The organism is Burkholderia sp. Ac-20349 (assembly GCF_017104865.1).
GTDB lineage: Bacteria > Pseudomonadota > Gammaproteobacteria > Burkholderiales > Burkholderiaceae > Burkholderia > Burkholderia aenigmatica.
The window spans coordinates 58,413-79,099 of record NZ_JAAGPM010000019.1 but is presented as its reverse complement, the minus strand read 5'-3'; the positions used below and the strand labels follow the sequence as shown (position 1 = coordinate 79,099).

General features: G+C 66.9%; 20 protein-coding genes and 1 pseudogene. 15 read left to right on the top strand and 6 right to left on the bottom strand.

Annotated elements, in window-relative coordinates:
• The 3 genes and pseudogenes from G3N61_RS39485 to G3N61_RS10005 all read left to right on the top strand — a co-directional run.
• Window positions 1-310 (top strand): annotated as a pseudogene (locus G3N61_RS39485) (hypothetical protein); the annotation flags it as partial.
• Between the two features lie 117 nt (window positions 311-427).
• Complete coding sequence (locus G3N61_RS10010) at window positions 428-949, top strand: phospholipase D-like domain-containing protein (protein ID WP_043182250.1); 522 nt, start codon at window positions 428-430, stop codon at window positions 947-949.
• Between the two features lie 125 nt (window positions 950-1,074).
• Window positions 1,075-1,719: a phosphoribosyltransferase family protein gene (locus G3N61_RS10005; RefSeq protein WP_205822309.1), complete on the top strand. Its 645-nt coding sequence runs from the start codon at window positions 1,075-1,077 to the stop codon at window positions 1,717-1,719.
• Window positions 1,720-1,726: 7 nt separating this feature from the next.
• Here the strand turns inward: G3N61_RS10005 and G3N61_RS10000 are convergent, their stop codons facing one another.
• Window positions 1,727-2,944 (bottom strand): polyhydroxyalkanoate depolymerase, encoded by a 1,218-nt coding sequence (locus tag G3N61_RS10000; protein ID WP_205822308.1) that lies wholly within the window; start codon window positions 2,942-2,944, stop codon window positions 1,727-1,729.
• 172 nt (window positions 2,945-3,116) lie between these two features.
• Between G3N61_RS10000 and G3N61_RS09995 the strand changes: the two genes are divergently transcribed.
• Together G3N61_RS09995 and G3N61_RS09990 are read left to right on the top strand one after the other, a co-directional pair.
• Entirely contained in the window at window positions 3,117-3,746 is a 630-nt protein-coding gene (locus tag G3N61_RS09995) for a glutathione S-transferase (protein WP_089450240.1), read from the top strand.
• Window positions 3,747-3,918: 172 nt separating this feature from the next.
• Entirely contained in the window at window positions 3,919-4,125 is a 207-nt protein-coding gene (locus G3N61_RS09990) for a hypothetical protein (RefSeq protein WP_174915255.1), read from the top strand.
• A 110-nt stretch (window positions 4,126-4,235) separates the two neighbouring features.
• Here G3N61_RS09990 and proP read toward each other — a convergent pair whose 3' ends face one another.
• Window positions 4,236-5,723 (bottom strand): glycine betaine/L-proline transporter ProP, encoded by a 1,488-nt coding sequence (proP, locus tag G3N61_RS09985; RefSeq protein ID WP_205822307.1) that lies wholly within the window; start codon window positions 5,721-5,723, stop codon window positions 4,236-4,238.
• Between the two features lie 539 nt (window positions 5,724-6,262).
• On the opposite strand from proP, the gene G3N61_RS09980 reads away from it, so the two are divergent.
• On the top strand, window positions 6,263-6,595 hold the full coding sequence (locus G3N61_RS09980; RefSeq protein ID WP_089450241.1) for a YnfA family protein: 333 nt from the start codon (window positions 6,263-6,265) through the stop codon (window positions 6,593-6,595).
• Between the two features lie 41 nt (window positions 6,596-6,636).
• Here G3N61_RS09980 and dnaQ read toward each other — a convergent pair whose 3' ends face one another.
• Genes dnaQ through G3N61_RS09965 form a run of 3 tightly spaced genes read right to left on the bottom strand, consistent with a single transcriptional unit; the run spans window position 6,637 to window position 8,661 of the window.
• The gene (gene dnaQ, locus G3N61_RS09975) at window positions 6,637-7,371 is read right to left on the bottom strand and encodes a DNA polymerase III subunit epsilon (RefSeq protein WP_043182263.1); all 735 of its coding nucleotides are present in this window, start codon (window positions 7,369-7,371) and stop codon (window positions 6,637-6,639) included.
• 37 nt (window positions 7,372-7,408) lie between these two features.
• Window positions 7,409-7,852 carry a ribonuclease HI gene (rnhA, locus tag G3N61_RS09970; protein WP_039347704.1) on the bottom strand — a complete coding sequence of 148 codons (444 nt, stop codon included), beginning with the start codon at window positions 7,850-7,852 and terminating at the stop codon, window positions 7,409-7,411.
• A complete protein-coding gene (locus G3N61_RS09965) occupies window positions 7,849-8,661 on the bottom strand; it encodes a class I SAM-dependent methyltransferase (protein WP_043182267.1) in 813 nt (270 codons plus the stop codon). The genes rnhA and G3N61_RS09965 overlap by 4 nt, the downstream gene beginning before the upstream one ends.
• 18 nt (window positions 8,662-8,679) lie before the next feature.
• On the opposite strand from G3N61_RS09965, the gene gloB reads away from it, so the two are divergent.
• The 8 genes from gloB to G3N61_RS09925 all read left to right on the top strand — a co-directional run bounded on the left by gloB (window position 8,680) and on the right by G3N61_RS09925 (window position 19,152).
• Window positions 8,680-9,486, top strand: a complete 807-nt coding sequence (gene gloB, locus G3N61_RS09960) for a hydroxyacylglutathione hydrolase (RefSeq protein ID WP_205822306.1) — start codon at window positions 8,680-8,682, stop codon at window positions 9,484-9,486.
• A 151-nt stretch (window positions 9,487-9,637) separates the two neighbouring features.
• The gene (locus G3N61_RS09955; RefSeq protein WP_043182269.1) at window positions 9,638-11,197 is read left to right on the top strand and encodes a transglycosylase SLT domain-containing protein; all 1,560 of its coding nucleotides are present in this window, start codon (window positions 9,638-9,640) and stop codon (window positions 11,195-11,197) included.
• 157 nt (window positions 11,198-11,354) lie between these two features.
• Window positions 11,355-12,572, top strand: a complete 1,218-nt coding sequence (locus tag G3N61_RS09950) for an MFS transporter (protein ID WP_205822305.1) — start codon at window positions 11,355-11,357, stop codon at window positions 12,570-12,572.
• Between the two features lie 365 nt (window positions 12,573-12,937).
• Window positions 12,938-14,083, top strand: coding sequence for a glutamine-hydrolyzing carbamoyl-phosphate synthase small subunit (carA, locus tag G3N61_RS09945; protein WP_043182271.1), 1,146 nt, complete (start codon window positions 12,938-12,940; stop codon window positions 14,081-14,083).
• 37 nt (window positions 14,084-14,120) lie between these two features.
• Window positions 14,121-14,780 carry a leucine efflux protein LeuE gene (gene leuE / locus G3N61_RS09940; RefSeq protein ID WP_089450244.1) on the top strand — a complete coding sequence of 220 codons (660 nt, stop codon included), beginning with the start codon at window positions 14,121-14,123 and terminating at the stop codon, window positions 14,778-14,780.
• A gap of 49 nt (window positions 14,781-14,829) precedes the next feature.
• Entirely contained in the window at window positions 14,830-18,084 is a 3,255-nt protein-coding gene (carB, locus tag G3N61_RS09935) for a carbamoyl-phosphate synthase large subunit (RefSeq protein WP_205822304.1), read from the top strand.
• Between the two features lie 118 nt (window positions 18,085-18,202).
• The gene (gene greA, locus G3N61_RS09930; protein WP_043182276.1) at window positions 18,203-18,679 is read left to right on the top strand and encodes a transcription elongation factor GreA; all 477 of its coding nucleotides are present in this window, start codon (window positions 18,203-18,205) and stop codon (window positions 18,677-18,679) included.
• Window positions 18,680-18,693: 14 nt separating this feature from the next.
• Window positions 18,694-19,152 (top strand): DUF4149 domain-containing protein, encoded by a 459-nt coding sequence (locus G3N61_RS09925; RefSeq protein WP_021163361.1) that lies wholly within the window; start codon window positions 18,694-18,696, stop codon window positions 19,150-19,152.
• A 78-nt stretch (window positions 19,153-19,230) separates the two neighbouring features.
• Here G3N61_RS09925 and G3N61_RS09920 read toward each other — a convergent pair whose 3' ends face one another.
• A complete protein-coding gene (locus G3N61_RS09920; RefSeq protein WP_043182278.1) occupies window positions 19,231-19,758 on the bottom strand; it encodes a YhbY family RNA-binding protein in 528 nt (175 codons plus the stop codon).
• A 193-nt stretch (window positions 19,759-19,951) separates the two neighbouring features.
• On the opposite strand from G3N61_RS09920, the gene G3N61_RS09915 reads away from it, so the two are divergent.
• The gene (locus tag G3N61_RS09915) at window positions 19,952-20,614 is read left to right on the top strand and encodes an RlmE family RNA methyltransferase (RefSeq protein ID WP_043182280.1); all 663 of its coding nucleotides are present in this window, start codon (window positions 19,952-19,954) and stop codon (window positions 20,612-20,614) included.
• The last annotated feature ends 73 nt before the right edge of the window (window positions 20,615-20,687 follow it).

The following is a 20,687-nucleotide window of genomic DNA, read 5'->3' as shown; positions in this document are numbered from 1 at the left end:
CCATTCGATCACCTTGACCTCGGCCTTCACGCCGATCTTCGCGAGGTCGGCCTGCAGCAGCTCCGCGCCGACCTTCGGATTCGGGTTCAGCACGCTGCCGGTCGGGCGCGTCCAGATCGTCGTCGAGTGGGCAGCCTGTCTTGCCGCCTGCGTGGAGGCCGGTGCGACCGCGTTCCTCGAGCTCGGCCCCGGCCGCGCGCTGGCCGAGATGGCCGGTGGCGCGTATCCGGCGCTGCCGGCGCGCAGCCTCGCGGATTTCCGTTCCGTCGACGGCGTGGCGAGCTGGCTCGCACGCGTCGCGGCGGCCTGATCGGCGGCGTGAAAAAGGGCCTGTAATCCGTTCGCCGGGCGCCGGTTTTGCGCTGTGTGTTGCGCCGGCGCAGCAGCATCGCAGCCGGTGCTTGCCACCCGAATTGGCGTCGCTACAATGGCGCCCGCCATGAGACCCGCCGCCTTCCTTCTCGCCGCGCTTTGCTGCGCGCCGAGCGCCCACGCCGCCCAGATTCCGTCCGATGCCGCAGCGGTCGGCACATACTTTTCGTATGACAATGCCGCGGCCGACGCGACCGTCGACCTGATCGGGCAGGCGCAGCGCCGCGTGCTGCTGGCCGGCTATACGCACGTGCCGCCGGCGGTCGCGAGCGCGCTGCGCGCGGCCCGCTCGCGCGGGATCGAGGTGCGTGTCGTGCTCGTGCGCTCGCCGCGCGCGGGCAGGTACAGCGGCGCGGGCTACCTGAAATCGTCGGGTATCGACGTGGCGATCGATTCGCGGCACGGCGACCCTGCGCCGCGCTTCGTGATCGTCGACGACAGCGTCGCGCTGACGACGCTGTCCGAGGGCGCGACCGCGCATGCGGAGACGGTGAACGTGTTCCAGCGTGCGCCCGAGCTTGCGCAATCCTATGCGCAGTCGTTCTGGCGGCTGTACCGGCAGGCCGGCGGCCTCTGACCCTTTCCCTCGGCGCCGGGCGCGCCGGTGTGACCCTGCTTGCATCGGCGCGGCCGATGAACCATGCTCGTTGACAGGCGCCGACGCGGGTTTCGCGCATCCGGCGCAACGGCAGGGAGCCGATCGTGTTCGAGTGTTTTGCCGATCGCGCCGACGCGGGCTGCCAGCTGGCCGGCGCATTGCGCGATTACGCGGGCCGTAGCGACGTCGTCGTGCTTGCATTGCCGCGCGGCGGCGTGCCCGTCGCGTATCCGGTCGCGTGCGCGCTGCATGCGCCGCTCGACGTGCTGGTCGTGCGCAAGCTCGGCGTGCCGTACGATCCCGAGCTCGCGATGGGCGCGATCGCGACGGGTGGCGCGATTCATCTGCAGCGTTCGGTGCTCCGCTCGATGAACGTGTCCGGCGAACAGCTCGCCGACGTGATCGCGCGCGAGACGGCCGAACTGCATCGCCGCGAAGCGCTGTATCGCGGTGCCGCGGCGCCGCTGCCGGTCGAAGGGCGCATCGCGATCGTCATTGACGATGGTGTCGCGACCGGCGCGTCGATGCGGGTCGCGCTGCAGGCGTTGCGCGAGCGTCATCCGGCGCGGATCATCGCGGCTGCCCCGGTCGCACCGGCGGGTACGCGGCATGCGTTCGACGATCTGGCCGACGCGTTCGTCACGGTGACGCTGCCGCTGCCGTTCTTCGGGATCAGCCAGTTCTACGCGCGCTTCGAGCAGACGAGCGACGACGAGGTACGCGCATTGCTCGACGCGGCCCGGCTCTGACGCGGTATCACGTCCGCCTGAGGCGGCGCGGGCGAGGGCGGCGGGTTTCGGCCCACGCGAACACGCGCTGCAGCATCGGATGGACGTCCCCGTGCCAGCGCGCTCCCGTAAACAGCCCGTAGTGATCGCAGTCGTCGATGTCGATGCGGTAGCGCTCGTCGTCGGCGAGGCCGCTGCACAGGTCGAGCGCCGCATGTGTCTGGCCGGCGCCCGTGACCTTGTCGCATGCGCCTTCGACGGTCAGCAGCGCGATGCCGCGCAGCGCGGCCGGCTCGACGCGCTGGCCGCCCACGTCCCACGTGCCGAGCGCGAGGCTCATGCGCTGGAACACGATGTCGACCGTATCGAGGAAATACTCGGCCGGCATGTCGAGCAGCGCCGTGTATTCGAGCAGCGCCCGCCGGGCACCGGCGAGCCCGGTCATGTCGAAGCGCGACGCGGCCAGCGCGTAGGCCTCGATCAGCGTCAGGAAGCGCTGCGGGTACACGAGCGCGATCTCGCCCTGCTGCAGATAGGTCGGAAATACGCGGCGGCCGTGCCCTGCGAAGCCGGGCGGCACGATGTCGATCAGATGGCGGTGGCACCAGTCGAGCGAGTGGGCGGCGGCGGCGGTGCCGAGCGCACTCGGATTCCGGCGTGCGTCGAGCGGGCCGCCGATCAGCGTGACGCTCGCGGGCGGTGCGAGGCCGCGAGCGGCGCGCAGGGCGAGCGCGCCGAGCACCGGCACGGTCGCCTGGCACACGGCGACGACATGCAGCGGCCGGTCGTCGTGCGCGAGCCCGTCGACGAAGCCGTCGAGCATCGCGACGTACTCGTCGAGCCCGAAGCGGCCCGATGCGAGCGGCACGTCGCGTGCATTGCGCCAGTCGGTCACGCAGACGTCGCCGTCCGCGAGCAGCGTCTCGACGGTTTCCCGCATCATCACGGCCGCGTGCCCGGCGAGCGGCGCGCACAGCAGCACCGTGCGTCGCGGATCGGCGCGCGTGAAGCGCCGCAGGTCGCAGAACGGCGTGCGCGCGACGACGTGCTCACCGACGGACGGCCAGTCGATGTCGAAGCGCGGGGGGCCGTCCGGCGGCCCGAGCAGCGGCTCGAACAGGTCGTCGTAGCACGACGACGCGGCATGCGGCAGCGTGGCCGCGGGCCACGCGTCGAACGCGTGCCGCGTCGCCGCGCGCCAGGCGCGCATCCATTCCCGCTGCTGCTCGACGAGGGCATACCACATGGCGAACCTTGGGGGGAAAGGGCGTGAACTTGCATTATGGTCACTGTGGCCGGACAACGTGAGCCCCGCGCGCGGCCGGCACGATGCGTATCAAGTGCAGGGGCGCGCTAGGCGAAGCCACACGACGCTGCTACAGTCGTCGATCCCATTCCCCTCAAGCGGAGCGTTTGCGATGAAGCTGATCGGCATGCTGGATTCCCCGTTCGTGCGTCGTGTCGCCATTTCGGCGAAGCTGCTCGACCTCCCGTTCGAACACGAGTCGATCTCGGTGTTCCGTCATTTCGAGCAGTTCCGGGCGATCAACCCGGTCGTCAAGGCGCCGACGCTCGTGACCGGCGACGGTGCGACGCTGATCGACTCGTCGCTGATCGTCGACTATCTCGATCACCTGGTCGCGCCCGAGCGGCGCCTGCTGCCCGACGCCGCCGATGCACGGCTGCGCGCGCTCGTGCCGGTCGGTTTCGCGCTGGCGGCCGCCGAGAAGACCGTGCAGGTGGTCTACGAGCAGGCGCTGCGTCCGGCCGACAAGCAGCACGCGCCGTGGCTCGAGCGCGTGCTGAGCCAGATCGAGGGCGCGTACGGCGCACTGGAACCGCTCGTCGCGGCCGCGAACGGCTGGTTCGGTGGCGCGCGCCTGCTGCAGTCCGACGTGACGGTCGCGGTGGCATGGCGCTTCACGCAGTTCATGGCGGCCGATTACCCGGTGCTCGCGCGGATCGATCCGGCCCGTTATCCGGCACTGGCCGCGCATTCGGCGCGGGCGGAAGCACTGCCGGCGTTCGTCGAAACACCGCTCGTCTAGGCGTCAGGCGGGGCGGCAGACCGCTGCGCGCCGCGCCCGGTCGTCCGCCCGGCCTTGTCCGGCAAGCGTTTGCCGATTGTTCGCGGCGGCCGACAAGTGCCTTCGCATTCGTGCTGTTTATCCGGAAGCGGCCGATCCCTAGAATCCACTCCATCGAATCACGCATTGCCTGATGGAGCCGATGATGAAAGCCCTGATCGAATCGAGCCTGTACCACCCGTCCCTCGTGTTGCCGCTTGCCGCGCTGACGCAGTTGATGGTCGAGCGCGATTTCAATCTCAGTCAGGTCGGGCTGATCGTCGCGGCGCGCGGCGCGCAGGCAGCCGTGTCGCGCTCACGCGCACTGATTTTCTGCCGCCACTGCGAAGCGCAAGCATGAGAGCGCTGGCGTTGCACAGATGAAAAAAAAGCCCGGCCGGCGCAAGCCGGTCGGGCGGATCGGGTTCGATCGGGCCCCGGCTTCGGCCGGGGCTTTTTCATGGGGAACGCTCAGGCGCGTGCCGGCGACACGACACCGTACATGTCCGATTCGTCGTCCTCGCGCATCTGGCGCACGAGCTGGTGGGCTTCGCGGCGCGTCGCGACGGCCGGCGGCGAGCCCTTCAGCGGCTGGCGTGCGGTTTCGGCGAGCGCGACGACCGACACGATGCCGATCACGGCGGCGCCCATCATGTAGTACGCGGGCATCATCAGGTTGCGCGTGACCTCGACGAGCCACGCGGTGACGAGCGGGGTCGTGCCGCCGAACAGCGACACCGACACGTTGAAGCCGATCGCGAGCGCGCCGTAGCGGATCTCGGTCGGGAACAGCGCCGGCAGCGCCGACGGCATCACGCCGGTAAAGCACGACAGCAGTACGCCGAGGATCAGCAGGCCGCCGAACACCGACGCGGTGGTGCCCGCATGGATCAGCATCATCGACGGGATCGACAGCGCGAGCAGCCCGACACAGCCGGCGAGCATCACGGGCTTGCGGCCGATCCGGTCGGACAGGCGGCCGGCGGCGAGCGTCAGCGGCATCATCAGCACCATCACGATCAGCACGAGCACGAGGCTGTGCGATTCGTCGAAGTGCAGCGTCGACGACATGAAGCTCGGCAGGTACGACAGCACCATGTAGTCGGTCACGTTGAAGATCAGCACGAGGCCGACGCACAGCAGCAGGGCACGCCAGTTGCGCATCAGCGTGTCGCGGAAGCGCGCCTTCGGCACGGCCTTGTCCTGCGCTTCGCGCTCTTCGGCCTGGCGCTTGAACGCGGGCGTTTCCTCGAGCTTCATCCGGATGTAGAGACCGATCAGGCCGAGCGGGCCGGCGATCAGGAACGGCACGCGCCAGCCCCACGACAGCAGCGCTTCCTGCGACAGCGACGCGGTGAGCAGCGCGACGACGCCGGCCCCCATCACGTAACCGATCAGCGTACCGAACTCGAGGAAGCTGCCCATGAAGCCGCGGCGCTTGTCGGTCGAGAATTCGGCGATGAAGGTGGCCGCGCCGCCGTATTCGCCGCCGGTCGAGAAGCCCTGCACGAGACGCGCGACGAGCAACAGCACGGGGGCCATGATGCCGATCGACGCGTAGCTGGGGATCAGGCCGATCGCAAAGGTGCCGACGGCCATCATGATCATCGTGGCGGCGAGCACGCGCTGGCGGCCGATGCGGTCGCCGAGCGGGCCGAACACCATGCCGCCGAGCGGGCGCACGAGGAACGCGGCTGCGAACGTGCCGAAGGTCGCGAGCAGCTGCGCGGACGGGCTGCTGGACGGGAAGAACACCTTGCCGAGCGTGACGGCGATGTAGCTGTAGACGCCGAAGTCGAACCATTCCATCGCATTGCCGATGGCCATCGCGCTGACGGCGCGCTTGAGGAGGCTCTGGTCGACGACGGTTATGTCGTCCGCGACGAGCGGCGCTTCGCCGGACGACGAAGCGGAGGAAGAAGCAGCGGTCGGGCTGACGTGTGTTGCGGTCAAGGTCATGCACTCCTTTGACTGCGCCGAACGGGCGGGCCGTCCGACACGGTTTGCCGGCGAGCGCGGTGTCGTGTGCTGCGCGTCGGGGCAAACCTTTAAGCACTTACTGCACAACAGGCGGTAAAGGGCCGTAAGGGGCTGCTTCGACGCGGGCCCGATGGGCCGTCGCGACAGTGCGCTCATGAAGAATGGGCCGCGTGATGCTGGCGGCAGATGCCGGTGCGGACGATGTCCGGCGTTCCGGCAAGCGCCCCGAAGGGGCAACGAAACGAGAAAAGCGGGCCTGTCGGGCGGGCTTTCCTGTGGATGCAATTTCGGTCGAAGGGCCGGCCCGCAACACGCGGACGGACTTCTCTCGAAATCGAATAGACAGAGATTGAATGTTGAAACAGGCGACATGATAGCACGATGACGGATGATCGTGCAAATTGCCGGGAAACGCCCGTCTGGCGGGGGATCCGGCGAGGGCGGCTCGGGTATGATCGGCGGCGCGCGGCGAGGCCGTGCAGCCCCTGGTGACGGGGGCCGAATTCACGAGGAACCGGATGACCGAACTGATGAGGATCGCGGCGCTGTTCGCCGCCACCGCGCTGGCCGAAATCGTCGGCTGTTACCTGCCATGGCTCGTGCTGAAGGCGGGCCGGCCGGTGTGGCTGCTGGTGCCGGCCGCGCTGTCGCTCGCGCTGTTCGCGTGGCTGTTGACGCTGCACCCGAGTGCGGCGGGGCGCACCTACGCCGCGTACGGCGGCGTGTATATCGCGGTGGCGCTGGTCTGGCTGCGGGTGGTCGACGGCGTCGCGCTGACCCGCTGGGACGTGGCCGGCGCGGCGCTCGCGCTCGGCGGCATGGCGGTCATCGCACTGCAGCCGCGCGCGTGAGCGCGGCCGCGGCGCGTGCCGCGTGCCGTGTGCCGTGTGGGTCAGGCCGTTTCGGCGGCGCCCGCGTCGGCGGACTTGCGCCATATGCAGGTACCCTTGACCGACTTGTCGAGTTCGTCGAGTTGTGTCTGGTGCGCGGCGAGCTCGTCGTCGCTGGCCGCCACCACCGGCAGATCGAGCGACGCCAGCGCGACACGCTGACCGTTGCCGGCGCCGCCGTGGGCCGCTTCGTCGTCGAGCATGTCGATCACGAGGCTGTCCTGGCCGCGCGTCATCGCGAGGTACACCTCGGCGAGCAGCTCCGAGTCGAGCAGTGCGCCGTGCAGCGTACGGTGCGCATTGCTGATGCCGAAGCGGTCGCACAGCGCGTCGAGCGAGTTGCGCTTGCCGGGGAACATCTGCTTGGCCTGCACCAGCGTGTCGATCACGCCGCCGCACTGCTCGGTGAACGGCGGCAGGTCGAGTCGCGCGAATTCGGCGTCGAGAAAGCCAAGGTCGAACGGCGCGTTGTGGATGATCAGCTCGGCGTCCTTCACGAAGTCGCGGATCTGGTCGGCGACTTCCGCGAATTTCGGCTTGTCGCTGAGGAATTCGGTCGTGAGCCCGTGCACCGCCAGCGCGCCCGGATCGCTGTCGCGCTCGGGGTTCACGTAGAAGTGCAGGTTGTTGCCGGTGAGCCGCCGGTTCAGCAGCTCGACGCAGCCGATTTCGATAAGGCGGTCGCCCGTGCGGGCGTTCAGGCCGGTGGTTTCGGTATCGAGAATGATCTGGCGCATGTCGGGAAAAACGTAAAAAACAGGGGGCGGCCCGCGTTCAGGCCGTGAGCGATTCGACGCCGCGATTCGCGAGCGCATCCGCGCGCTCGTTTTCGGGATGGCCCGCGTGGCCCTTGACCCAGCGCCACTCGACCTCGTGCTGCGCGACGAGCGCGTCGAGCCGCTTCCACAGGTCGGCGTTCTTCACGGGCGTCTTCGCCGCGGTGACCCAGCCTTTCTTTTTCCAGCCGTGGATCCACTCGCTGATGCCTTTCTGCACGTATTGCGAATCGGTATGCACGATCACCTGGCACGGCCGCTTCAGCGCTTCGAGCGCGGCGATCACGCCCATCAGTTCCATGCGGTTGTTGGTCGTGTTCGGCTCGCCGCCGAACAGCTCCTTCTCCTTGTCGCCGTAGCGCATCAGTGCGCCCCAGCCGCCGGGGCCGGGGTTGCCCTTGCAGGCGCCGTCGGTATAGATGTCGATGGTATCGGTAGTCATGAATGTTCTTGATGAGTGGTCGGGGAGGCCGCCGGCGTCAGGCCCGGTGCGAGCACGGGCTTCTTCATCCGGATCTGGCCGACGAGGCGCATGCCGCGCACGCGCTTGACGGCCGTCACCATGTAGACGGCGCCGAAGATCGGCCACCAGCGGTCGCCGGCGGCTTCCATGAAGCCGTAGCGGGCCAGCCACTTGTCGGTGACGAGCGGCGGCCGGTAGCAGCCGAAGCGGCCGCGTTCGAGATCGAAGCCGAGCAGCTTGATCCAGTCCTTGAGCCGGATGAACGCGATCTGGTCGCGCGTGGCCGGCACGAACGGACGGTTCGCCATGCGCCCGAACGATTGCCGCATGCCCCACAGGCTGAGCGAATTGAAGCCGGTGATCACGAGCTGGCCTTCCGGCATCAGCACGCGCTCGGCCTCGCGCAGCAGGCGGTGCGGGTCGGACGTGAATTCCAGCGTGTGCGGCATCACGATCAGGTCGACGCTCTGCGACTCGAACGGCAGGTCGAGCAGGTCGCACCAGGTCGTGCTGCGGTCGGCGGGCGCGTGCTCGGGCGCATGCGCTTCGCGCGCCCACGGATACTGGTACGGCGCGCTCGCGCCGCTCGCCGGATCGAGCACGAGGCCGCGATACGGCATGCGGTTCTCGCGCAGCGCGTCGAGCTGCGGCAGGCCGAGCTGCAGCGCGTGGAACCCGAAGACGTCGGACACGATCCGGTCGAGCTGCGCCTGCTCCCAGTCCAGCACGTAGCGGCCGGGCGGTGAGTCGGTCCAGGCGGGCCAGTCTATAATTTGACGGTCAGACATAACGATGATTGCGCGCCCATGAACGAGCTGGAATACGTGCCGGTTCCGGCATTCGATGACAACTATATCTGGCTCGTCTCGGACGGCCGCGATGCGATCGCCGTCGATCCGGGTGAAGCCGCGCCGGTGCGCCGGGTTCTTGCCGAACGAGGCTGGCGGTTGACCGCTATTTTACTCACGCACCACCACGCCGACCACGTCGGCGGTGTCGCGGCGCTGCGCGATAGCCAACCGGACGATGTGCCGCTGCCCGTTTACGGCCCGGCCGCCGAGGCGATCGGCGTGGTCACGCAGCCGCTCGAAGGCGGCGCGCGCGTGACGCTCGACGCGCCCGCCGCGACGTTCGACGTGCTCGACGTGCCGGGCCATACGCGCGGCCACATCGCGTATTTTCAGGCGGCCGGGCAGGGCAACGCGGCGCCGCACGTGTTCTGCGGCGACACGCTGTTTTCCTGCGGCTGCGGCCGTCTGTTCGAAGGCACGCCCGCGCAGATGCTCGCGTCGCTCGACGCGCTCGCGGCACTGCCGGGCGACACGCACGTGCATTGCGCACACGAATACACGCTGTCGAACATCCGCTTCGCGCTCGCATGCGAACCCGGCAATGCGGCGCTCGCCGCGTGGCGCGACGACGCGCAGGCGCGGCGTGCGCGCGGCGTGCCGACCCTGCCCACTACGATCGCGCATGAGCGTGCCGTTAACCCGTTCATGCGTGCGGACAGCGATGCGATCCGCGCGACGCTCGAGACCGAACTGCACGAAACGGTGCCGGATCGTCTGACGGCGTTCACGCTGATGCGCGAGTGGAAAAACCGGTTCCGATGACGATTTTCGGAGGACTCCAAAGCTCAAGCGGTATCTGTAAAAATTGCTCCAAATGTAGGATTTCGCTGAGTTTTCGGTGTTTTTATTGACGTGAAGCACGCACTTCCGTAGTATCGCCTGCAATTTCCAGCCGTCGGAAGCAGAGATTTTCATGCGACTTATATTGAGTGCGATGGTGGTTCTGCTGCTCGCCGCTTGTGCGAGCCAGGCCCCTGTCGCCAACAACGCCGCCGATTCGCAGGCGACGTCCAACTACCTCCGTAAATCAGCCACCGCCAAAGAAACTGTCGACGTCGACAAGCAATCCGTCGGCGACCTGACCAGTGCAGACTCCGATCTCTGGGGTCGCATCCGCCGTGGTTTCCAGATGCCCGACCTGCAGACCGACCTCGTCGACATGCAGACCACGTGGTACACGCAGCGCCCGGATTACGTGCAGCGCATGACCGAGCGCTCGCAGAAGTACCTGTACCACATCGTCGAGGAGCTCGAGGCGCGTCACATGCCGACCGAGCTCGCGCTGCTGCCGTTCATCGAGTCCGCGTACAACCCGCAGGCGCTATCGGTCGCGAAGGCGGCCGGCATGTGGCAGTTCATGCCCGGCACGGGCCGCACGTACAACCTGAAGCGCAACATGTGGCAGGACGAGCGCCGCGACGTGCTCGCGTCGACGAGCGCCGCGCTCGACTACCTGTCGCGCCTGCATGACATGTTCGGCGACTGGTATCTCGCGCTGGCCGCGTACAACTGGGGCGAGGGCAACGTGCAGCGCGCGATCGCGCGCAACCAGGCGGCCGGCCTGCCGACCGACTACCTGAGCCTGCGGATGCCGAACGAGACGCGCAACTACGTGCCGAAGCTGCAGGCGGTGAAGAACATCATCGCGAATCCGCAGCAGTATGGCCTGACGCTGCCGGAGATCCCGAACCACCCGTATTTCGTGACGGTCACGACGTCGCGCGACATCGACGTGGCGGTGGCCGCGAAGCTCGCGAACCTGTCGCTCGACGAATTCCGCTCGCTGAACCCGTCGTTCTCGAAGCCGGTGATCCTCGGCGCGACCGAGCCGCAGATCCTGCTGCCGTTCGACAACGCGTCGGCGTTCGAGAAGAACCTGAAGGCCTACAACGGTCAGCTTTCGTCGTGGACCACCTATACGGTCAGCGAACGTGCGCGTCCGGCCGCGATCGCCGAGAAGATCGGTGTGGACGCCGATACGCTGATGTCGATCAACAAGATCCCGGCCGGCATGCGCCTGAAGCCGGGCTCGACGATCGTCGTGCCGCGCGGCGATGACGACGACGAAGACATCAGCGCCGACGTCGCCGAAAACGGCGCGCTCGCGATGGAGCCCGACGTACCCGATACGCGCAAGATGCTGATCCGCGTGCGCCGCAAGCAGTCGATGGCAGCGATCGCCGGCCGCTACGGCGTGTCGGTCGGTCAGCTCAAGGCGTGGAACCGCACGCACCGCGATCTCGTGATGCCGGGCCAGGCGCTCGTGCTGCACGTGCCGGTCGGCCGTTCGGTGCCGGCGGAACCCGGCCCGGAGCGGATCGCGACGTCGGCCGCCGGTGCGCACATCGAGCGCGCGAGCCTGGCGGTAGGCGGCAAGTCGCACGGCGCGAAGCGCGGCGCGGCGAAGCCGGCGGCCAAATCGGCGAAGGCGGCCCCGGCCAAGGCCGCTGCGCACAAGGGCAAGAAGAAGTAACGCAGCCTCGAACGCATCGTGCGGCCGGCCCGGTTCGCGCGATTGCGCTATCATCCGACGAAATGCGACGAAACGCCGTCACCGAGGTGACGGCGTTTTTGTTTGTGCGCGGCGCGGGGGCGCTGCTTCGAATGTCTTCATATAACGAGGGGAAGCGATGTCGTCGGTGCAGGTGAGGGTGCTCGCGCTGTTTTCGGTCGGGTATTTCGTGTCGTATGTGTTTCGCGGCGTCAATCTGGGCTTCGCGCCGTTCGTGACGCACGAGCTCGGGTTGTCGGCCGCCGATCTCGGGCTGCTCACCAGTCTCTATTTTCTCGGCTTCGCAGGCGCGCAGATCCCGGCCGGCGTGATGCTCGACCACTTCGGCTCGCGCCGCGTGACGGCCGGCATGCTGCTGTTCGCGGCCGCTGGCGCGGCCGTGTTCGGCGCCGCGCACAACCTCGGCACGATGATGGCCGGCCGGCTGCTGATCGGCGTCGGCGTATCGGTGTGTCTCGGCGCGGCATTCAAGGCGCTCGCGCAGCATTTCCCGGTCGGCCGGCTGCCGCTCGTCAACGGCCTCGTGATGGCCGTTGGCGGCCTCGGCGGCGTGATGGTCGGCTCGCCGCTGACCTGGCTGCTCGGCTGGACGAGCTGGCGCGCGATCTGTTTCGGTCTCGCGGTGCTGACGGTGATCGTCGCAGCATCGATCGGCCTGGGCGCGCCGGAAGCGAAGCAGGTGCGCCATCAGGGCGGGCTCGTGAGCCAGTTCAAGGGCACGTGGCATATCCTGAGCAGCCGCGCGTTCTGGAAGATCTCGTCGTTCTCCGTCGTCACGCAGGGCGTGTTCTACGCGATGCAGTCGCTGTGGGTCGGGCCGTACCTGCGCGATGTCGCGGGGTTCGATGCGCCGCATGCCGCGCGCCTCGTGTCGGTGCTCGGCTTCGCGATGATGGCCGGCTGCGTCGGCTTCGGCGCCGCGGCGCGGGTGCTCGAGCGGCGCGGCGTGTCCGTGTACGCGTTCTGCGGCGTCGGCATGGCGCTGTTCGTCGCGACGCAGGCCGCGATCGTCGCGGGCGTGCCGTTGCCGCCGGCCGTGCTGTGGGCGGCATACGGAATGTTCGGCGGTGTCGGCATCCTGACCTACGCGGTGATGGCCGGGCATTTCCCCGCTCATCTGATCGGCCGCGCGAACACGACGCTCACGCTCGTGATCTTCCTGCTGATCTTTGCGTTCCAGATCGGCGTCGGCGCGGTGCTGTCGCACTGGCCTGCGGTGGACGGCCGCTATCCGGCCGCCGCGCACTTCACCGCGTGGGGCGTGCTGCTCGCGCTGCAGCTCGCGAGTGCGGTCTGGTACGTCTGGCCCGCGCGCGGCGCTGGTCAAGCACACTGATCCGGCGGTACGCTGGCGGGTAGGGCGGCCGCGGAAACGGGGCCGCAGCGCGTTGCGCCGCGCCGCCGGGCATGGCGGGCGCACGATCGGACGGCCAAATCGATTGAAGATAGGGCCATTTTCAGGCTATAATTTGAAAGTTTGTGCTGATCAACCTCGCACCCTAGCGCCTACCTCATTCATCCCGTTCATCCGCCGCACGCCGCCAGCCGGGCGATGCCGCGAAGCCTCGTGCGCCATGCGCCGGGTTCGCGTCTCGACAAAGCAGGCCGCGTCCAGCAAGCGACCGCGCGCGCCCACGCAGCGCGGCGCTCGCGCGGCAGGGTAAACAGGTCGGCAGCAGGGTGTTCCCCAAGGAGCCTCCCGTGTTGCCGTCTTTTACTCCCGCCTTGCTTGCACTCGCCGACGGCACGGTCTTTCGTGGTTATTCGATCGGGGCCGAAGGCCACACGATCGGCGAAGTCGTGTTCAATACCGCGATCACCGGCTATCAGGAAATCCTGACTGATCCGAGCTACTCGCGCCAGATCGTCACGCTCACCTACCCGCATATCGGCAACGTCGGCGTCAACGCCGAAGACGTCGAAGCCACGAAAGTCCATGCCGCCGGCCTGATCATCCGTGATCTGCCCGCGCTCGCATCGAACTTCCGCATGGACCGCACGCTCGGCGACTACCTGCGCGACGAAGGCGTCGTTGCAATCGCAGGCATCGATACCCGCAAGCTGACCCGCATCCTGCGCGACAAGGGCGCGCAGAACGGCTGCATCCTGACGGGCTCCGACGACGAAGCGAAGGCGATCGAGCTCGCGCGTTCGTTCCCGGGTCTCGCAGGCATGGATCTCGCGAAGGTCGTGTCGACCACCAAGCCGTTCGAGTGGAAGCAGACCGAGTGGAAGCTCGGCAGCGGCTACGGGATGCAGGAAGCGCCGAAGTACCGCGTCGTCGCGTACGATTTCGGCGTCAAGTACAACATCCTGCGCATGCTCGCGGAACGCGGCTGCCACGTGACGGTGCTGCCGGCACAGGCGAGCGCGGAAGATGCGCTCGCGCTGAATCCGGACGGCATCTTCCTGTCGAACGGCCCTGGCGATCCGGAGCCGTGCGACTACGCGATCGCGGCCACGAAGCAGTTCATCGAGCGCGGCGTGCCGACCTTCGGCATCTGCCTCGGTCACCAGATCATGGGCCTCGCGGTCGGCGCGAAGACGCTGAAGATGAAGACGGGCCACCACGGCGCGAACCACCCGGTGAAGGATCTCGGCGACGGTCGCGTGGTGATCACGTCGCAGAACCACGGCTTCGCGGTCGATGCGGATTCGCTGCCGGCCAACGCGCGTGTGACGCACGTGTCGCTGTTCGACGGCACGCTGCAGGGCTTCGAGCTGACCGACAAGCCGGCATTCTGCTTCCAGGGCCACCCGGAAGCGTCGCCCGGCCCGCACGACATCGGCTACCTGTTCGACCGTTTCACCGCGCTGATGGACGCGGCGAAGCAGCGCAACGCTTAACGTCACCGACGCAACTGAAGGACGGGAGATTCACATCATGTTCGGCCACGCACTCGGCATCACGGATATCTGGACCTACGTGTTCGGCGTGATCTTCATCATCCTGCTGCCGGGGCCGAACTCGATGTACGTGCTGTCGCTCGCGGCGCAGCGCGGCGTGAAGGCCGGCTATCGCGCGGCGTGCGGCGTGTTCGTCGGCGACACGGTGCTGATGGTGCTGTCCGCCGCCGGCGTCGCGTCGCTGCTGAAGGCGAACCCGCTGCTGTTCTCCGTCGTCAAGTACGGTGGCGCCGCGTATCTGCTCTACATCGGCACCGGCATGCTGCGCAGCGCGTGGCGGAAGCTGCGCGCGCCGGCGAATGCGCCGGCCGATGCACCGCCCGCGGTGGACGGCGAGCGGCCGTTCCGCAAGGCGCTGATCGTGAGCCTGCTGAATCCGAAGGCGATCCTGTTCTTCATCTCGTTCTTCATCCAGTTCGTCGACCCGGCATTCCCGCATCCTGCGCTGTCGTTCGTCGTGCTCGGGGCGATCGCGCAATGCGCGAGCTTCCTGTACCTGAGCACGCTGATCTTCGCGGGTGCGCGGCTCGCCGAGCACTTCCGCCGCCGCCGCAAGCTTGCAGCAGGCGCGGCGAGCAGCGTGGGCGGCCTGTTCATCGGATTCTCGGTGAAGCTTGCGCTCGCCACGATGAGCTGAGCGCACCCGGCCGACCCACGACAACGATTACTTATTGAATTCACCAGCCATGCCAAAACGCACAGACATCAAGAGCATCCTCATCATCGGCGCCGGCCCGATCATCATCGGCCAGGCGTGCGAGTTCGACTATTCGGGCGCGCAGGCTTGCAAGGCGTTGCGTGAGGAGGGCTACAAGGTCGTTCTCGTCAACAGCAACCCGGCGACGATCATGACCGACCCGAACACGGCCGACGTGACCTACATCGAGCCGATCACGTGGGAAGTCGTCGCGCGCATCATCGAGAAGGAGCGCCCGGACGCGATCCTGCCGACGATGGGCGGCCAGACCGCGCTGAACTGCGCGCTCGACCTGCACCACCACGGCGTGCTCGAGAAGTTCGGTGTCGAACTGATCGGTGCGTCGCCGGAAGCGATCGACAAGGCGGAAGACCGCCAGAAGTTCAAGGACGCGATGACCAAGATCGGTCTCGGTTCCGCGAAGTCGGGCGTCGCGCACTCGATGGAAGAGGCGACCCAGGTGCACGCCGAGATCATGGCGCTCACCGGCGGCAGCGGCTACCCGGTCGTGATCCGTCCGTCGTTCACGCTCGGCGGCTCGGGCGGCGGCATTGCATACAACCGCGAAGAGTTCGAAGAGATCTGCAGGCGCGGCCTGGATCTGTCGCCCACGCGCGAGCTGCTGATCGAAGAGTCGCTGCTCGGCTGGAAGGAATACGAGATGGAAGTCGTGCGCGACCGCGCCGACAACTGCATCATCGTCTGCTCGATCGAGAACCTCGACCCGATGGGCGTGCACACCGGCGACTCGATCACGGTCGCACCGGCGCAGACGCTCACCGACAAGGAATACCAGATCCTGCGTAACGCATCGCTCGCGGTGCTGCGCGAGATCGGCGTCGACACGGGCGGTTCGAACGTGCAGTTCTCGATCAACCCGAAGGACGGCCGCATGGTCGTCATCGAAATGAACCCGCGCGTGTCGCGTTCGTCGGCGCTCGCATCGAAGGCCACCGGCTTCCCGATCGCGAAGGTCGCGGCGAAGCTGGCCGTCGGCTACACGCTCGACGAGCTGAAGAACGAAATCACCGGCGGCCAGACGCCGGCATCGTTCGAGCCGACGATCGACTACGTCGTCACGAAGATCCCGCGCTTCGCGTTCGAGAAATTCCGCGAAGCCGATTCGCGCCTGACCACGCAGATGAAGTCGGTCGGCGAAGTGATGGCGATCGGCCGCACGTTCCAGGAATCGTTCCAGAAGGCGCTGCGCGGCCTCGAAGTCGGTGTCGACGGTCTCGACGAGAAGTCGATCAACCGCGACGAGATCGCGATCGAGATCCACGAGCCGGGTCCGGACCGTATCTGGTATGTCGGCGATGCGTTCCGTATCGGCATGACGGCCGAGGAAATCTTCGCGGAAACCGCGATCGATCCGTGGTTCCTCGAGCAGATCGAGCAGATCGTCCTGAAGGAAAAGGCGCTCGGCGGCCGCACGCTCGCGTCGCTGACGTTCGACGAGCTGCGCTACCTGAAGCAGAGCGGCTTCTCCGACCGCCGCCTCGCGAAGCTGCTCGGCGCGACGCCGGAAGACGTCCGCAAGCGCCGCGTCGAACTGAACGTGCGCCCGGTCTACAAGCGCGTCGATACCTGCGCGGCCGAGTTCGCAACGAAAACCGCGTACATGTACTCGACCTACGAGGACGAGTGCGAGGCGCAGCCGACCACCAACAAGAAGATCATGGTGCTGGGCGGTGGCCCGAACCGGATCGGCCAGGGCATCGAGTTCGACTACTGCTGCGTGCACGCGGCGCTCGCGATGCGCGAGGACGGCTACGAAACGATCATGGTCAACTGCAACCCGGAAACGGTGTCGACCGACTATGACACGTCCGACCGCCTGTACTTCGAGCCGCTGACGCTGGAAGACGTGCTCGAGATCGTCGACAAGGAAAAGCCGGTCGGCGTGATCGTCCAGTACGGCGGCCAGACGCCGCTGAAGCTCGCACTCGACCTCGAGGCGCACGGTGTGCCGATCGTCGGCACGTCGCCGGACATGATCGACGCGGCCGAAGACCGCGAACGCTTCCAGAAGCTGCTGCAGGACCTCGGCCTGCGCCAGCCGCCGAACCGCACTGCACGCGCCGAAGACGAAGCGCTCGCGCTCGCGGAAGAGATCGGCTATCCGCTGGTCGTGCGCCCGTCGTACGTGCTGGGTGGCCGCGCGATGGAAATCGTCCACGAGCCGCGCGACCTCGAGCGCTACATGCGCGAGGCCGTGAAGGTGTCGAACGATTCGCCGGTGCTGCTCGACCGCTTCCTGAACGACGCGATCGAGTGCGACGTCGACTGCATCTGCGACGGCGAAGCCGTGTTCATCGGCGGCGTGATGGAGCACATCGAGCAGGCGGGCGTCCACTCGGGCGACTCGGCATGCTCGCTGCCGCCGTACTCGCTGTCGAAGGAAACCGTGGCCGAGCTGAAGCGCCAGACGGGCGCGATGGCGAAGGCGCTGAACGTGGTCGGCCTGATGAACGTGCAGTTCGCGATCCAGCAGGTGCCGCAGGCAGACGGTTCGAAGCAGGACATCATCTACGTGCTGGAAGTGAACCCGCGCGCATCGCGCACGGTGCCGTACGTGTCGAAGGCAACCAGCCTGCCGCTCGCGAAGATCGCGGCGCGCGCGATGGTCGGCCAGAAGCTCGCGCAGCAGGGCGTGACGAAGGAAGTCGAGCCGCCGTACTTCAGCGTGAAGGAAGCGGTGTTCCCGTTCGTGAAGTTCCCGACCGTCGATCCGGTCCTCGGGCCTGAAATGCGTTCGACCGGCGAAGTGATGGGTGTCGGCCAGACGTTCGGCGAAGCGCTGTTCAAGTCGCAGCTCGCGGCCGGTTCGCGCCTGCCGGAGTCGGGCACGGTGCTGCTGACCGTGATGGATGCCGACAAGCCGAAGGCCGTCGAAGTCGCGCGCATGCTGCACGACCTCGGCTACCCGATCGTTGCAACCAAGGGCACGGCTGCCGCGATCGAAGCGGCCGGCGTGCCGGTGAAGGTCGTGAACAAGGTGAAGGACGGCCGTCCGCACATCGTCGACATGATCAAGAACGGCGAGATCGCACTCGTGTTCACGACGGTCGATGAAACGCGCCAGGCGATCGCCGATTCGCGTTCGATCCGCATGAGCGCGCAGGCGCACAAGGTCACGTACTACACGACGATGTCGGGCGCGCGCGCGGCGGTTGAAGGCTTGCGCTACCTGAAGGATCTGGAAGTCTATGATTTACAAGGTCTTCACGCTCGCCTAAACTAAGCAGTCAGTTACCTGTCGAAGCAACACGTGCCGCGATTAGGCGGTGTTTCCAGTGCATCGGAAACGCGCTTAATCGCGGTGATTTTTTTTATAGCCGTTTTTAGCGATTGAGCCGTTTATGAGCACCATTCCGTTGACAAAGCGTGGCGCAGTGCAACTGCGCGATGAATTGCAGCGCCTCAAGTCGGTCGAGCGGCCGGCCGTGATCAACGCGATCGCGGAGGCCCGCGCACAGGGCGACCTGTCCGAAAACGCCGAATACGATGCCGCGAAGGAAAAGCAGGGCTTCATCGAGGGTCGTATCGCGGAACTCGAATCGAAGCTGTCGGCCGCACAGGTCATCGATCCCGCCGGGCTCGACGCCGACGGCCGCGTGGTCTTTGCCGCAACGGTCGAACTCGAGGATCTCGAGTCGGGCGACACCGTCAAGTACCAGATCGTCGGCGACGACGAAGCCGATATCGATCACGGCCTGATCTCGGTCAGCTCGCCGATCGCTCGCGCGCTGATCGGCAAGTCCGAAGGCGACGTCGCGGCCGTGCAGGCACCGAGCGGCGTGCGCGAGTACGAAATCATCTCGGTCAGCTACATCTGAAGCGGGGCGACGTGATGCCGCATCGCGTGTTCCGTCTGCTGTCGGCCGTGTGGGTCGGCAGCCTGCTGACGATCGGGTATGCGGTCGCGCCCGTGCTGTTCAAGACGCTGGAGCGGATGACGGCCGGTTCGGTCGCCGCCCAGCTGTTCCGTATCGAGGCGATCCTCGGTGTCGTGTGCGGCGTGCTGCTGCTCGCCTTGTCGAACCAGCAGGTGCGACGCGGCAGCAGTGAATATCGCCGCGTGCGCTGGGTCGTCGCCGCGATGGTCGTATGTGTGCTGGTCGGGTATTTTGCGCTGCAGCCGTTCATGAACGCGCTGCGGGTGGCCGCGATGGACGCGGGCACCGATATCGCGAACTCGCCGTATGCGAGCCGTTTCGGGATGCTGCATGGCGTCTCGAGCGTGTTCTATCTCGTCGAGAGCGTGCTGGGGCTGATGCTGATCTGGCGTCTGCCGGCGCGCGACGCCTGACGCGAGTGCCGCGCAGGCCCGGTCGATGCCGGGCCCGCGGGCAGGGTGGTGGCACGGGTAGCCGTGCCGCCCCGATGCTTACTTGTCCTGGAACGGACGCTTCGTGCTGGCCTGGCGCTTCTTGGCGCGCTTCACGTTACCGCCTGCCGTCACGCGCTCGTTGCCGCGCACGACGACCTTCGTCGGCTTCGGGCGACGCACGGGGCTTGCGTTCGGCGACACCTTGACGACCTTGACGGTGCGCGGTGCACGGCCCTTCTTGTCGTCGACGGCTTCGGCCGCGCTCGGCAGCGTGCCGGCACGACGGCCACGGGCCGGGGCCGCTGCGGCGGCTTCGGGCTTCCAGATCACCAGCAGCTTGCCGATGTGCTGGATCGGCGCCGCGCTCAGGCGATCGCAGATCTCGTCGTAGATCGCGATACGCTCGTCGCGCTCGTCGCCGAACACGCGGATCTTGATCAGCTGGTGCGCGTCGAGGTGCACCTTGATTTCCTTCAGCACGGCGTCGGTCAGCCCTTCGGCGCCGATCAGCACGACGGGCTTGAGCGCATGGGCCTGGGAGCGCAGCGCGGAGCGCTCGGCGGGAGAAAGCGAAAGGGCGGGCATGGAAATGTCGAAATCTAAATAAGGGCGCGCTGACTGAATAGCGATCGCGGGAAGTTACCGCGTCAGCCGTGCACCGAAACCACGTAAAATCGCGGCATGGGCCCGAAAAGGGGCCGCAGCCGCGCGAAGAAGACGCGTATTATCCGCTAAAAGCGCGGCTTCACGAAGCAATTGGCAGCAATCTCTCTCTCGAATGGCAAAAAACCGCTTCAACCAGCACTGGCTGCACGACCACATCAACGACCCCTACGTCAAAATGGCGCAGCGGGAGGGCTATCGCGCGCGCGCCGCGTACAAGCTGAAGGAAATCGACGAGCAGGACAAGCTGATCCGTCCGGGCCAGGTGATCGTCGACCTCGGCGCGACGCCGGGCAGCTGGAGCCAGTATGCCCGCAACAAGCTCGCGCAGGGCAAGAAGCGTGACGCGGAACGCGAAGGCGGCATCGACGGCACGATCGTGGCGCTCGACATCCTGCCGATGGAGCCGATCGCCGACGTCCACTTCCTGCAGGGCGACTTCCGCGAGGACGAAGTCCTTCACCAGCTCGAGGAAGTGCTCGAAGGGCGCGACGTAGACCTTGTTATTTCCGACATGGCCCCCAACCTCTCTGGCGTGGCCTCGGCGGACGCGGCGCGCATCGAGCATCTGTGCGATCTGGCGCTCGAATTCGCGCAGAATCATCTGAAGCCGGACGGTGCGCTGCTCGTGAAATGCTTTCACGGCAGCGGCTACAGCCAGATCGTCGAGAAATTCAAACAGCAGTTTAAGACCGTCGCGCCGCGCAAGCCGAAGGCGTCCCGCGACAAATCGTCCGAAACGTTCATTTTGGGTCGGCATCTGAAACGTCCGCGCTGATGCGCAGCGGGGTGCCGCAAACGGGCTCCGGCCCTTGCCAGACAAGCGAAGCGCTATCGCGGCGGTTGTCAAT

Coding starts and splice junctions, on each gene's coding strand:
- G3N61_RS10010 (WP_043182250.1), top strand. CDS start 428: ATGGCGCCCGCCATGAGACCCGCCGCCTTCCTTCTCGCCGCGCTTTGC.
- G3N61_RS10000 (WP_205822308.1), bottom strand. CDS start 2,944: ATGTGGTATGCCCTCGTCGAGCAGCAGCGGGAATGGATGCGCGCCTGG.
- G3N61_RS09995 (WP_089450240.1), top strand. CDS start 3,117: ATGAAGCTGATCGGCATGCTGGATTCCCCGTTCGTGCGTCGTGTCGCC.
- G3N61_RS09990 (WP_174915255.1), top strand. CDS start 3,919: ATGGAGCCGATGATGAAAGCCCTGATCGAATCGAGCCTGTACCACCCG.
- proP (WP_205822307.1), bottom strand. CDS start 5,723: ATGACCTTGACCGCAACACACGTCAGCCCGACCGCTGCTTCTTCCTCC.
- G3N61_RS09980 (WP_089450241.1), top strand. CDS start 6,263: ATGACCGAACTGATGAGGATCGCGGCGCTGTTCGCCGCCACCGCGCTG.
- dnaQ (WP_043182263.1), bottom strand. CDS start 7,371: ATGCGCCAGATCATTCTCGATACCGAAACCACCGGCCTGAACGCCCGC.
- rnhA (WP_039347704.1), bottom strand. CDS start 7,852: ATGACTACCGATACCATCGACATCTATACCGACGGCGCCTGCAAGGGC.
- G3N61_RS09965 (WP_043182267.1), bottom strand. CDS start 8,661: ATGTCTGACCGTCAAATTATAGACTGGCCCGCCTGGACCGACTCACCG.
- gloB (WP_205822306.1), top strand. CDS start 8,680: ATGAACGAGCTGGAATACGTGCCGGTTCCGGCATTCGATGACAACTAT.
- G3N61_RS09955 (WP_043182269.1), top strand. CDS start 9,638: ATGCGACTTATATTGAGTGCGATGGTGGTTCTGCTGCTCGCCGCTTGT.
- G3N61_RS09950 (WP_205822305.1), top strand. CDS start 11,355: ATGTCGTCGGTGCAGGTGAGGGTGCTCGCGCTGTTTTCGGTCGGGTAT.
- leuE (WP_089450244.1), top strand. CDS start 14,121: ATGTTCGGCCACGCACTCGGCATCACGGATATCTGGACCTACGTGTTC.
- carB (WP_205822304.1), top strand. CDS start 14,830: ATGCCAAAACGCACAGACATCAAGAGCATCCTCATCATCGGCGCCGGC.
- greA (WP_043182276.1), top strand. CDS start 18,203: ATGAGCACCATTCCGTTGACAAAGCGTGGCGCAGTGCAACTGCGCGAT.
- G3N61_RS09925 (WP_021163361.1), top strand. CDS start 18,694: ATGCCGCATCGCGTGTTCCGTCTGCTGTCGGCCGTGTGGGTCGGCAGC.
- G3N61_RS09920 (WP_043182278.1), bottom strand. CDS start 19,758: ATGCCCGCCCTTTCGCTTTCTCCCGCCGAGCGCTCCGCGCTGCGCTCC.
- G3N61_RS09915 (WP_043182280.1), top strand. CDS start 19,952: ATGGCAAAAAACCGCTTCAACCAGCACTGGCTGCACGACCACATCAAC.